The sequence below is a fragment of the Enterobacter cloacae complex sp. SHL022 genome (assembly GCF_049237785.1).
GTDB lineage: Bacteria > Pseudomonadota > Gammaproteobacteria > Enterobacterales > Enterobacteriaceae > Enterobacter > Enterobacter hormaechei_C.
Map to the genome: position 1 here is coordinate 176,381 of NZ_JBMKJH010000004.1, position 11,887 is coordinate 188,267.

Here is an 11,887-nt window from a genome sequence, read left to right on the forward strand (position 1 = left end):
TTTTAAACTAGCCCGAACAGCGTTAGCAACATGTCGATAACCTTGATCCCAATAAAGGGCACCACCAGCCCACCCAGACCGTAAATCCACAGGTTACGGCGCAGCATGGCGGCGGCCGTCAGCGGCTTATAGCTCACCCCTTTCAGCGCCAGCGGAATAAGAAAGACAATAATCAGCGCGTTGAAGATCACCGCGCTCAGAATGGCCGAGGCCGGAGAGTGCAGGTGCATCACGTTCAGGGCATTTAGCTGCGGGTAGGTTGCCGCAAACGCCGCCGGAATGATGGCGAAATACTTTGCCACGTCGTTGGCGATACTGAACGTGGTCAGCGAGCCGCGCGTCATCAGCATCTGCTTCCCGATGTGCACCACCTCGATCAGCTTGGTCGGGTTCGAGTCGAGATCCACCATGTTGCCCGCCTCTTTTGCCGCCTGGGTACCGGAGTTCATTGCCACCGCCACGTCGGCCTGCGCCAGCGCCGGGGCGTCGTTGGTGCCGTCGCCGGTCATCGCCACCAGACGACCTTCCGCCTGATACTGGCGAATGAGCGCCAGCTTTGCTTCCGGCGTCGCTTCGGAAAGGAAATCATCCACGCCCGCTTCGGCGGCAATGGCCGCCGCAGTCAGACGGTTATCCCCGGTGATCATCACCGTTTTAATGCCCATCTTACGCATCTGGGCGAAACGCTCTTTTATACCGCCTTTAACGATATCCTTCAGAGCGATCACCCCCAGAACGCTTGCACCTTCCGCCACCACCAGCGGGGTTGCCCCCTGACGCGCCACGCTTTCCACCAGATGGTCGACTTCCGGGGGGAAGTGTCCATTATTGGCTTCAATATGACGGCGAATGGCATCAACGGACCCTTTACGGATCATCCGGTCCTGAATGTTAATGCCGCTCATGCGGGTTTGCGCCGTGAAGGGAACGAACGTAGCGTGCAGGCTTTGTACGTCGCGCTGGCGCAGGTTAAAGCGCTGCTTGGCGAGGATCACGATACTGCGGCCTTCCGGGGTTTCATCGGCCAGCGAGGAAAGCTGCGCCGCGTCAGCCAGCGTTTTTTCATCCACGCCGGGAGCAGGTAAAAAGTCAGAGGCCTGACGATTGCCCAGGGTGATGGTCCCGGTTTTATCCAGCAGCAGCACGTCTACGTCCCCCGCCGCTTCAACGGCGCGTCCGCTGGTGGCGATGACGTTAGCGCCCAGCATACGGCTCATCCCCGCCACGCCAATCGCGGAAAGCAGGCCACCAATAGTGGTGGGGATCAGACAGACCAGCAGGGCGATCAGTACGGTGATGCTGACCGCTGTACCGCCGTAGGCGGAGAAGGGCCACAGGGTCGCCGTTGCCAGCAGGAAGACAATGGTGAGCGCCACCAGCAGAATGGTCAGGGCGATCTCGTTCGGCGTTTTACGACGCTGTGCGCCTTCCACCATGGCGATCATCCGGTCGAGAAAGGTTTCGCCCGGGTTAACGCTGCACTGGATCACCAGCCAGTCGGAAAGAATGCGCGTTCCGCCGGTAACTGAGGCGAAATCTCCGCCCGACTCACGGATCACCGGTGCGGATTCCCCGGTAATGGCGCTTTCGTCTACCGACGCGCCGCCCTCAATCACTTCCCCGTCGCAGGGGATGATGTCGCCGGCTTCCACCAGCACCACGTCACCTTTACGCAGTTCATCCGCCGGTACGTGGTCCATGTGCGCGCCGTATTTAGGTTCGCGTAATTTGCGCGCAAAGGCGGTTTTTTTGACCCCTTTCAGACTGTTGGCCTGCGCTTTACTGCGGCCTTCCGCCAGCGCTTCGGCGAAGTTGGCGAACAGCACGGTAAACCACAGCCACAGGCTGATGGCGCCGGTAAAGGTTGCATTCCCCAAAAGGTGTCCCGTTCCCATGGCAATCGCCAGTACGGTGGTGAGTAAACTTCCAGTCCAGACAATAAACATCACCGGGTTGTGCCACTGGACGCGCGGGCTCAGTTTTTTTACCGCATCCATGAGGGCCTGACGAACTAAGGTCGGTTCGAGCAGGGCCAGTTGTTTACGACTCATGAAAAATTCTCCGCAAAATCAGCGTAAAGAGAGATATTCCGCAACCGGGCCTAACGCGAGGGCGGGGATAAAGGTCAGGGCACCTACCAGCAGAACGGTGCCAATCAGCAGGCCGACGAACAGCGCGCCGTGAGTCGGTAACGTACCGGTGGTGGTCGGCTGGATCTTCTTATTCACCAGTGTTCCGGCGATCGCCATGACGGGAATAATCACGCCGAAACGACCGACGAACATGCAGAACGCCAGCAGACAGTTCCAGAACGGTGAGTTGGCGCTTAACCCTGCAAAGGCGCTGCCGTTGTTGTTTGCGGCAGACGAAACGGCGTAAAGCACTTCGCTAAAGCCGTGAATGCCCGGGTTAAAGATGCCGCTGCGCCCGGCGTCGGTCATCAGCGCCAGCGCGGTACCGAGCAGCACAAGGGCGGGGGTGACCAGGATCGCCAGCGCGGTTAATTTCATTTCGCGGACGTCGATTTTTTTGCCGAGATATTCCGGCGTGCGGCCGATCATCAGCCCGGCGATAAACACGGCGAGCAGGACGAACAACAGCATGCCGTACAGCCCCGAACCGACCCCACCGAAAACTACCTCGCCAATCTGCATCAGCCACATCGGGATCATGCCGCCGAGCGCGGTGAAAGAGTCATGCATGGCGTTCACCGCCCCGCAGGAGGCCGCCGTGGTGACCACCGCATAGAGGCTGCTGGCAAGAATGCCGAAGCGGCTCTCTTTGCCTTCCAGGTTGATATTGCTGTTAGCCCCCAGCTGCATGAAGTGGCTGTTGCCGTTCCATTCGGCCCACATCACCAGTGCTACGCAGACCACGAAGATTAACGACATGGCCCACAGCAGCGTACGGCCCTGGCGGCGATCGTTAACTACATCGCCAAAGGCGAAGCAGAGCGCGGTGGGGATCAGGAAGATTGCCAGCATCTGTACAAAATTGGTTAACGCCGTTGGGTTTTCAAACGGATGCGATGAATTGGCGTTGAAGAAGCCGCCCCCATTGGTGCCCAGCATCTTGATTGCTTCCTGCGACGCCACCGGCCCCATTGGCAGGAGTTCCCTGGCCCCTTCAAGCGAGGTGAAAGGGGTATAAGGCAGCAGGTTTTGCAGAGTGCCTTGCTGAATAAAGAACAGGGCAATAATCAGCGCAACAGGCACCAGGATCCAAAGGGTGATGCGTGTGACATCAACCCAGGCGTTGCCGAGAGTGCTGACATTCTGACGGGCAAACGCGCGCGTCAGGGCGAAGATCACCGCGATACCGCTGGCCGCAGAAAGAAAGTTCTGCACGGTTAACCCGGCCATCTGGCTGAAGTAGCTGAGCGTGGTTTCACCGGCGTAAGACTGCCAGTTGGTGTTGGTGACAAAGCTGACCGCCGTGTTCAGTGCCAGATGCCAGGATAACCCCGGTAAATGCTGCGGGTTCAACGGCAGACTGCCCTGGAGTATTAGCAGCGTAAAGAGGGCAATAAGCCCCACGATATTCAGAAGCAGTATCGCCATCAGGTATTGGCGCCAGTTCATTTCCCGGTCGCTGATACCTGAAATGCGCCAGAGCACATTTTCAATATTTCGCGTGCCCGGCAATGGCACGTTGTTTATCAGCCGCGCCAGCGCTGTTCCCAGCGGCCTGGCGAACACAAACAGTACCAGTAAAAAGCTGGCAATAAGCAAAAACGCCTGAGCAGCCATCAGAATGCCTCCGCATTAATCAGGGCATAAATCAGATAACCCAATAACAGGAACACCAGCACGATGCCGGCAATCAGACCTGCACTCACACTCCACCTCCGGGTGACTTTTGTTGTTGTACAAACGGTAGGATTTGTGGCGCAAAGATTTCGCAAAAATCAGAAGGGCAGGTGTAAAAAAAGTATAAAAAAGCGAAAAGCCACAATTTAACTATTGGTAAGTAAATCGTTAACTTTTTTGTAACTTAATTACAGGCATGAATGAAAATATTCACGAAATGGATGAAAATAAGTGGTCGGATGAGTAGTAAAATTACAAACAAAGCGGTATTATTTTAACCAGGTCACAGATTTCACATTTTCCGGAGACGGTTTCCGGCCAACTACAGGGGAGAAAAATATGGATCTTTATAAAGAGTTTCCGGCTCATATCATTTTCATGCGTCGCACTTTCGCCGTTGTGGCTGGCGTGCTGGCCCTGCCGGTGATGTTGTTCTGGAAAGATCGCGCACGTTTCTACAGTTACCTGCATCGCGTCTGGGCGAAAACCAGCGAGAAGCCGGTGTGGATGGATCAGGCCGAGAAAGCAACCTGCGATTTCTACTGATACGGTGTGACATCGTAGCCATAAAAAAACCGCCTACAGCAAAGTGGCGGTTTTTTTGTCCCTCGGGATTCGCGGTCCGTTGGGTAATCTTGCAGCCCCTACCCGGGATTTTTATCATACCCTTCTTTAAAAAGTTCGCAATCCACTTCACCTTTATAAATTCCTAATTTTACTGAAATAACTTACTTTTGGCGTTGGTGTTAATTATGATGCCACGTCCCTTTCCGCCATCTCGCAAATGGGCATCGGTCCTGGGAAAGGTGTATCCATAGCCGTAAAGCAGCCCACCTACCCGGGCTTGTGTCCACCGATTTATCACCGGTGGTGATAGGTGGAGCGGTTAGCAGCAGGGACCGCATAGTGAAACGCTATTTATGCATCGCGTTCATTGTCGCCAGCGCACTCGTTGTAAAGTGTGATAAACCGGATGTGTTTATTGCCTTTACCCCGATAGCGCAGGACAAGTAGCGTTAAGGCCGCCTCGGGCGGCCTTTTTTATTTCATCCCGTCTACACTTCATGGCAAAGTAGTTCAATGCATGCCTTTTTCCTTTTACGGCATGCCCTTACGGACATAATGGACAATTGCCTGGAGTTTTATGCCCACCCATCTGGTTTGGTTTCGCGCGGATTTACGCATTCACGACAACTTCGCTCTCGCGGCGGCCTGCCGCGCTAAAGACGCGAATGTGCTGGCCCTGTTTATCGCCACGCCTGAACAGTGGCGGCAGCACGACATGGCGCCCCGGCAAGCGGCACTACTCAGCGCGTATCTGAATGACCTGCAACATTCACTGGCCGAAAAAGGCATTCCGCTGATCTATAAAGAGGTCCATGATTTTGCCGCGCAGCGCCAGACGGTGCAGGCAATCTGCCAGCAGCACGCAGTAACGCATCTTTATTACAACTATCAGTATGAATTCAACGAGCAGCAGCGGGATCGTCAGCTGGAGAAATCCCTCGCGGGCGTGGTCTGTGAAGGCTTTGATGACAGCGTGATGCTCGCGCCTGGCAGCGTAATGACCGGCAGTCACGAGATGTATAAAGTTTTCACGCCGTTTAAAAATGCCTTTATCAAACGCCTGAAAGAGGGACTACCTGAGTGCGTTACCGCCCCGTCCGTGAGAGGGGAAACGATAACGGATCTGCCGGCGATCAGGCTGAATTATCCCCAGCAGTCGTTCGATGAAACAGTGTTCCCCGCCAGCGAGAAAGCGGCCATCGCCCGGTTGCGTCAGTTCTGCGCGCAGGGGGCGGCGGAGTACGAGGCGCGACGGGATTTTCCAGCGATTGAAGGCACCAGCCGCTTGTCGGCCTGTTTAGCGCTGGGCGCGCTCTCTCCACGCCAGTGTTTACATCGCCTGCTGGCGGAACAGCCTCAGGCCTTAGACGGGGGGGCGGGCGCAGTGTGGCTGAACGAACTAATCTGGCGTGAGTTTTATCGCCATCTGATGACGTATCATCCTGATTTGTGTAAACATCGGCCCTTTATTCACTGGACCGAACAGGTACAGTGGCAGTCGAATGAGAAGCTGCTTAAGGCATGGCAGCATGGGCTCACCGGCTTCCCGATTGTTGATGCGGCTATGCGGCAGCTCAATGAAACCGGGTGGATGCATAACCGTCTGCGTATGATTACCGCCAGCTTCCTGGTGAAGGATCTGCTTATCGACTGGCGAACCGGAGAGCGTTATTTTATCTCTCAGCTGATCGATGGCGATCTGGCGGCGAATAACGGCGGCTGGCAGTGGGCGGCCTCCACCGGAACGGATGCGGCTCCCTATTTTCGGATCTTCAATCCGACCACGCAGGGGCAACGATTTGACGCCGACGGCGAGTTTATCCGTCGCTGGCTGCCTGAGCTTAAGGATGTCCCGGCCAAAGCCATTCATGAACCCTGGGTATGGGCGGATAAACAGCGTGTTACCCTGAACTATCCCCGTCCCATTGTCGACCATAAACAGGCGCGCGTCGCCACGCTGGCGGCGTACGAAGCCGCCCGAAAAGTTTGAGAGAATGATGATGAAAAACAGTGAACTGGAACGCCTGATTAACGAAAAACTCAACACGGCTTCGTTTAGCGACTACGGCCCGAATGGCTTGCAGGTGGAGGGGCGCGAGACGGTGCAAAAAATCATCACCGGCGTGACGGCAAGCCAGGCGCTGCTGGATGAGGCGGTGCGTCAGGAAGCCGATGCGGTGATTGTCCACCACGGTTATTTCTGGAAAAACGAATCACCGATTATTCGCGGCATGAAGCGCAACCGACTCAAAACGCTGCTGGCGAATGACATCAACCTGTACGGCTATCACCTGCCGCTCGATGCGCATCCTGAGCTGGGGAACAACGTTCAGCTTGCGCAACTGCTGGGGATTACCGTGATGGGTGAAATTGAACCCCTGGTGCCGTGGGGCGAACTGTCGATGCCAGTTCCGGGTCTGGAGCTGGCCTCGTGGATCGAAGCGCGCCTGGGGCGTCGTCCGCTGTGGTGCGGCGACACCGGGCCGGATACCGTGAAGCGCGTGGCATGGTGCACCGGCGGCGGCCAGGGCTTTATTGACAGCGCGGCGCGTTTTGGTGTCGACGCCTTCATTACCGGCGAAGTCTCCGAGCAGACTATCCACTCAGCCCGTGAACAAGGCCTGCATTTTTACGCGGCGGGCCATCACGCCACCGAGCGTGGCGGCATCCGCGCCCTCAGCGAGTGGCTGACGGAAAATACCGATCTGGATGTGACGTTTATTGATATCCCTAATCCGGCCTGATGAGAGGTAGTTAAGTGCAGCGAGCGCGTTGTTATCTTCTGGGTGAAACCGCAGTGGTTCTGGAACTTGAGCCTCCGGTGACGCTTGCTACGCAAAAGCGTATCTGGCGTCTGGCTCAGCGACTGCCCGAGCTACCCGGCGTGGTTGAAGCTATTCCGGGTATGAATAATATCACCGTGGTGCTGCGTGATCCGCACACGGGGGCGCTGGATGCCATTGAGCGTCTGCAACGCTGGTGGGAGGAGAGCGAGGCGCTGGAGCCGGAATCGCGCACGATTGAGATCCCGGTTGTCTATGGCGGCAAGGGAGGCCCCGACCTTGGCGTGGTGGCCGAGCACTGTGGATTAACGGAGAAGCAGGTTGTGGAGCTGCATAGCTCAGTCGACTATGTTGTCTGGTTTTTGGGATTTCAGCCGGGTTTCCCTTATCTGGGCGGGTTATCGCCCCAGCTGCATACGCCGCGCCGGGCTGAGCCGCGCCTGAGCGTACCGGCGGGCAGCGTGGCGATTGGTGGCGAGCAAACGGGAATTTATCCGCTCGCTTCACCGGGAGGCTGGCAGCTGATTGGGCACACGTCCACGCCGTTATTCGAACCAGGCCAGGACGCGCCCATACTCCTGCGTCCGGGGGATACGCTGCGCTTTATCCCGCAGAAGGAGGGAGTATGTTAACGCTTATTCGCGCAGGGCTTTACACCTCGGTACAGGATGCCGGGCGTTTTGGGCTGCGTCAGTCGGGCGTGAGCTACTGCGGTGCGCTTGATCGTCCCTCGCTGGAGATTGCCAACCTGCTGGTAGGTAACGCAGGCAGCACGGCGGCGTTAGAAATTACGCTGGGTCAGTGCGTGATTGAGTTTGGTCAGGAAGCCTGGTTTGCCTTAACCGGCGCGGGCTGTGACGCGACGCTGGACGGCAAAGCGGTGTGGACCGGCTGGCGCCTGCGGGCGAAGGCCGGGCAGCGTCTGACGCTCAAGCGTCCTCTGCACGGCGTGCGTAGCTATCTTGCGGTAGCGGGGGGGATCGACGTGCCGGAGGTGCTGGGCTCATCCAGCACCGACCAGAAAGCGGGAATGGGCGGCCATGAAGGACGGCTGCTGCGCGACGGCGATCGTCTGCGAATAAAGACCTCAACGCGCCATTTCACCACCACGCAGGGCGTGAAACAGCTGCTGTGGGGGAACGTGATCCGCGCCTTACCAGGACCGGAATACCAGGAGTTTGATGAAGCCGCGAAAGAGTCTTTCTGGCGCTCGCCGTGGAAGATCAGCCCGCAGAGTAACCGCATGGGTTACCGGCTTCAGGGACAGCCGCTGACCCGCACGACTGACCGGGAGCTGCTTTCCCATGGTCTGTTGCCGGGGGTGATTCAAGTGCCAGGCAACGGACAGCCCATCGTACTGATGAACGATGCGCAAACCACGGGAGGATATCCGCGTATTGCCTGCATTATCGAAGCCGATCGCTACCATCTGGCGCAAATTCCTCTCGGTCAGCCAATTCATTTTGTGCAGTGTTCGCTGGAGGAGGCACTGAAAGCCCGGCAGGATCAGCAGCGTTATCTCGAACAGCTGGCGTGGAGGCTCGATGGTAAAGATTGATTTAAACGCCGATCTGGGAGAGGGCAGCAGCGCCGATGCGGCGCTGATGACGCTGGTCTCCTCGGTGAATATCGCCTGCGGGTTTCATGCCGGCGATGCGCAGACCATGCTGGCGAGCGTGCGCAATGCCATGAAAAACGGCGTGGCGATAGGCGCTCACCCCAGCTTTCCGGACCGGGAAAACTTTGGCCGCACGGCGATGGATCTGCCGCCTGAGACGGTTTACGCGCAAATGCTCTACCAGATCGGCGCGCTGGAGGCGATAGTGCGCGCTGAGAATGGCGTGTTGCGCCACGTCAAGCCGCACGGCATGCTCTATAACCAGGCGGCGAAAGATCCGGTGCTGGCGGATGCCATTGCCCGCGCGGTGCGGGACTGCAATCCGCGTCTGGTGCTGGTGGGCCTGGCGGGCAGCGAGCTTATTCGTGCCGGCGAACGGCTGGGGCTGAGCACGCGGCAGGAAGTGTTTGCCGATCGGGGATACCTGCCGGACGGCAGCCTGGTTCCGCGCACGCGGGCCGGTGCGCTGATCACCGACGAAGGTAAAGCGCTGGCGCAGACGCTGGAGATGGTGCGCTTCGGGCGAGTAACCTCAACGGAGGGTACAACGGCAAACGTTCAGGCTGATACGGTGTGCTTACACGGTGACGGCGAGCATGCGCTCCAGTTTGCGCGACGCCTGCGGGCGGCGTTCTCGGAAGAGGGCATTGTTGTCAGCGCAGAATAATCATGAAAGGACAATAACATGCCAGAAGGTCCGGAGATCCGCCGCGCGGCGGATAGCCTGGAGGCGGCGATAAAGGGCAAACCTCTGACACACGTCTGGTTTGCCTTTCCTCAACTCAAGCCGTTTGAATCGCAGCTGGTGGGGCAGACGGTGACCCACATTGAAACGCGCGGCAAAGCGTTACTCACCCACTTTTCCCATAACCTGACGTTATACAGCCATAATCAGCTTTACGGCGTCTGGCGGGTGGTGGAGGCGGACGAGCAGCCGCAAACGACCCGCGTGCTGCGAGTGCGGCTACAAACGGCGGATAAGGCGATCCTGCTCTACAGCGCCTCTGATATCGAAATGTTAACGCCAGAGCAGTTGCTCACGCATCCGTTCTTACAGCGGGTTGGGCCGGACGTGCTGGATATGCGCCTGACGGCGAGCGATGTGAAGACCCGACTGCTATCGCCCACATTCCGCAACCGGCAGTTTTCCGGGCTGTTGCTCGATCAGGCATTTCTGGCAGGGCTGGGAAACTACCTGCGGGTGGAGATCCTCTGGGAAGTCGGGCTGGCACCGCAGCACAAAGCGTCGCAGTTGAGCGATGAACAGCTTGAGGCGCTGTCCCACGCGCTGCTGGACATCCCGCGGCTGTCGTACAACACGCGCGGCATGGTGGATGAGAACAAGCATCACGGGGCGCTGTTCCGGTTCAAGGTGTTTCATCGGGCGGGGAAGAAGTGCGAGCGGTGCGGCGGGATTATCGACAGGATTATGCTCTCTTCGAGACCCTTTTACTGGTGTCCACATTGTCAAAAATAAAAAAGCCGGGTGGCGGCTACGCCTTACCCGGCCTATGTTTCGCATTTGTAGGCCCGGTAAGCGGTAGCGCCACCGGGCTTAACTTTTAGCGCTTCAGGTCAGACTTAAAATCACGCTGCTCGTAGCCGGTATACAGCTGACGAGGACGGGCGATTTTCATGCCTTCGCTGTGCATTTCGTTCCAGTGCGCAATCCAGCCCACGGTACGCGCCATGGCGAAGATCACGGTGAACATGGAAGACGGAATGCCCATCGCTTTCAGAATAATGCCAGAGTAGAAATCGACGTTCGGGTAGAGTTTCTTCTCGATGAAGTACGGGTCGTTCAGCGCGATGTGTTCCAGCTCCATCGCCACTTCCAGCAGATCATCTTTGGTGCCCAGCTCTTTCAGCACTTCGTGGCAGGTCTCACGCATGACGGTCGCGCGAGGGTCGTAGTTTTTGTAAACACGATGACCGAAGCCCATCAGACGGAAGGAGTCATTCTTGTCTTTCGCGCGGCGCACGAACTCAGGAATATGCTCAACGGAGCTGATCTCTTCCAGCATCTTCAGCGCTGCTTCGTTCGCGCCGCCGTGCGCCGGTCCCCACAGGGAGGCGATACCCGCAGCGATACAGGCGAACGGGTTCGCGCCGGAAGAGCCTGCGGTACGGACGGTAGAGGTCGAGGCGTTCTGTTCGTGGTCAGCGTGCAGGATCAGAATACGGTCCATCGCGCGCTCCAGCACCGGGTTCACTTCATACTCTTCGCATGGCGTGGAGAACATCATGCGCAGGAAGTTACCCGCGTAGGAGAGGTCGTTGCGTGGATACACAAACGGCTGACCGATAGAGTATTTGTAACACATCGCCGCCATGGTAGGCATTTTGGAGAGCAGACGGAACGCCGCGATATCACGGTGACGTGGGTTATTCACGTCCAGAGAATCGTGGTAGAACGCCGCCAGCGCACCGGTAATACCGCACATAACCGCCATCGGATGAGAGTCACGACGGAACGCATGGAACAGACGGGTAATCTGCTCATGGATCATGGTGTGACGGGTCACGGTGGTTTTAAATTCATCGTATTGAGCCTGCGTCGGTTTTTCGCCGTTCAGCAGGATGTAGCACACTTCCAGATAGTTGGATTCGGTGGCTAACTGATCGATGGGGAAGCCGCGATGGAGCAGGATACCTTCGTCACCGTCAATGTAGGTGATTTTGGATTCGCAAGATGCGGTGGAGGTGAATCCAGGGTCAAAGGTGAATACCCCTTTGGAACCCAGCGTACGGATATCAATAACATCCTGACCGAGCGTGCCTTTTAGCACATCCAGTTCAATAGCATCATCACCATTTAGGGTGAGTTTTGCCTTTGTATCAGCCATTTACGGTCTCCTTAGCGCCTTATGCTTAAGACTGCGCTTTACCGGATTTGCTTTCAGCTGTTAATCATCGTTACCAGATTGTTATTTGGCTTACCGCTCAGCTCACGAGGAGAAACCAGGGTACAGAGCTATGGCGCCTTGCAGGTAAACGAATGAAATATCAGTGAAACAACAGCAAATCAGCGTTTTTGCAGTCCGAATTATTCAAACCTGTATATCACTAATAACTGTCCTGATAACTTCGGTCAATACCATCACACTGTT

General features: G+C 56.9%; 11 protein-coding genes. 7 read left to right on the forward strand and 4 right to left on the reverse strand.

Annotated features, from left to right (window positions below):
* Positions 1 to 2: 2 nt before the first annotated feature.
* Genes kdpB through kdpF form a run of 3 tightly spaced genes read right to left on the reverse strand, consistent with a single transcriptional unit; the run spans position 3 to position 3,838 of the window.
* Positions 3 to 2,051, reverse strand: a complete 2,049-nt coding sequence (kdpB, locus tag ACOTZD_RS10165; RefSeq protein WP_032665446.1) for a potassium-transporting ATPase subunit KdpB — start codon at positions 2,049 to 2,051, stop codon at positions 3 to 5.
* A gap of 18 nt (positions 2,052 to 2,069) precedes the next feature.
* The gene (gene kdpA / locus ACOTZD_RS10170; RefSeq protein WP_116290454.1) at positions 2,070 to 3,749 is read right to left on the reverse strand and encodes a potassium-transporting ATPase subunit KdpA; all 1,680 of its coding nucleotides are present in this window, start codon (positions 3,747 to 3,749) and stop codon (positions 2,070 to 2,072) included.
* Positions 3,749 to 3,838 carry a K(+)-transporting ATPase subunit F gene (gene kdpF / locus ACOTZD_RS10175; protein WP_003858638.1) on the reverse strand — a complete coding sequence of 30 codons (90 nt, stop codon included), beginning with the start codon at positions 3,836 to 3,838 and terminating at the stop codon, positions 3,749 to 3,751. Before kdpF ends, kdpA begins: the two co-directional genes overlap by 1 nt.
* A gap of 310 nt (positions 3,839 to 4,148) precedes the next feature.
* Between kdpF and ACOTZD_RS10180 the strand changes: the two genes are divergently transcribed.
* The 7 genes from ACOTZD_RS10180 to nei all read left to right on the forward strand — a co-directional run bounded on the left by ACOTZD_RS10180 (position 4,149) and on the right by nei (position 10,254).
* Positions 4,149 to 4,355 (forward strand): YbfA family protein, encoded by a 207-nt coding sequence (locus ACOTZD_RS10180; protein WP_003858637.1) that lies wholly within the window; start codon positions 4,149 to 4,151, stop codon positions 4,353 to 4,355.
* Between the two features lie 598 nt (positions 4,356 to 4,953).
* A complete protein-coding gene (gene phrB / locus ACOTZD_RS10185) occupies positions 4,954 to 6,366 on the forward strand; it encodes a deoxyribodipyrimidine photo-lyase (RefSeq protein ID WP_174402004.1) in 1,413 nt (470 codons plus the stop codon).
* Positions 6,367 to 6,376: 10 nt separating this feature from the next.
* The gene (locus ACOTZD_RS10190; protein WP_003858635.1) at positions 6,377 to 7,120 is read left to right on the forward strand and encodes a type 2 GTP cyclohydrolase I; all 744 of its coding nucleotides are present in this window, start codon (positions 6,377 to 6,379) and stop codon (positions 7,118 to 7,120) included.
* Between the two features lie 14 nt (positions 7,121 to 7,134).
* A complete protein-coding gene (gene pxpB, locus ACOTZD_RS10195; protein WP_003858633.1) occupies positions 7,135 to 7,791 on the forward strand; it encodes a 5-oxoprolinase subunit PxpB in 657 nt (218 codons plus the stop codon).
* Positions 7,785 to 8,717 carry a 5-oxoprolinase subunit PxpC gene (gene pxpC, locus ACOTZD_RS10200; RefSeq protein WP_003858630.1) on the forward strand — a complete coding sequence of 311 codons (933 nt, stop codon included), beginning with the start codon at positions 7,785 to 7,787 and terminating at the stop codon, positions 8,715 to 8,717. The genes pxpB and pxpC overlap by 7 nt, the downstream gene beginning before the upstream one ends.
* Positions 8,704 to 9,444, forward strand: a complete 741-nt coding sequence (gene pxpA, locus ACOTZD_RS10205; protein WP_003858628.1) for a 5-oxoprolinase subunit PxpA — start codon at positions 8,704 to 8,706, stop codon at positions 9,442 to 9,444. Before pxpC ends, pxpA begins: the two co-directional genes overlap by 14 nt.
* An 18-nt stretch (positions 9,445 to 9,462) precedes the next feature.
* Positions 9,463 to 10,254, forward strand: coding sequence for an endonuclease VIII (gene nei, locus ACOTZD_RS10210; RefSeq protein ID WP_003858627.1), 792 nt, complete (start codon positions 9,463 to 9,465; stop codon positions 10,252 to 10,254).
* Between the two features lie 85 nt (positions 10,255 to 10,339).
* Here the strand turns inward: nei and ACOTZD_RS10215 are convergent, their stop codons facing one another.
* Complete coding sequence (locus ACOTZD_RS10215; protein ID WP_003858624.1) at positions 10,340 to 11,623, reverse strand: citrate synthase; 1,284 nt, start codon at positions 11,621 to 11,623, stop codon at positions 10,340 to 10,342.
* Positions 11,624 to 11,887 lie beyond the last annotated feature (264 nt).

What these genes read in the sequence shown, in the direction of transcription:
- ACOTZD_RS10190 (WP_003858635.1), top strand. Translation starts at nt 6,377, where the DNA reads ATGAAAAACAGTGAACTGGAACGCCTGATTAACGAAAAACTCAACACG.
- phrB (WP_174402004.1), top strand. Translation starts at nt 4,954, where the DNA reads ATGCCCACCCATCTGGTTTGGTTTCGCGCGGATTTACGCATTCACGAC.
- nei (WP_003858627.1), top strand. Translation starts at nt 9,463, where the DNA reads ATGCCAGAAGGTCCGGAGATCCGCCGCGCGGCGGATAGCCTGGAGGCG.
- pxpC (WP_003858630.1), top strand. Translation starts at nt 7,785, where the DNA reads ATGTTAACGCTTATTCGCGCAGGGCTTTACACCTCGGTACAGGATGCC.
- ACOTZD_RS10215 (WP_003858624.1), bottom strand. Translation starts at nt 11,623, where the DNA reads ATGGCTGATACAAAGGCAAAACTCACCCTAAATGGTGATGATGCTATT.
- kdpA (WP_116290454.1), bottom strand. Translation starts at nt 3,749, where the DNA reads ATGGCTGCTCAGGCGTTTTTGCTTATTGCCAGCTTTTTACTGGTACTG.
- pxpA (WP_003858628.1), top strand. Translation starts at nt 8,704, where the DNA reads ATGGTAAAGATTGATTTAAACGCCGATCTGGGAGAGGGCAGCAGCGCC.
- kdpB (WP_032665446.1), bottom strand. Translation starts at nt 2,051, where the DNA reads ATGAGTCGTAAACAACTGGCCCTGCTCGAACCGACCTTAGTTCGTCAG.
- ACOTZD_RS10180 (WP_003858637.1), top strand. Translation starts at nt 4,149, where the DNA reads ATGGATCTTTATAAAGAGTTTCCGGCTCATATCATTTTCATGCGTCGC.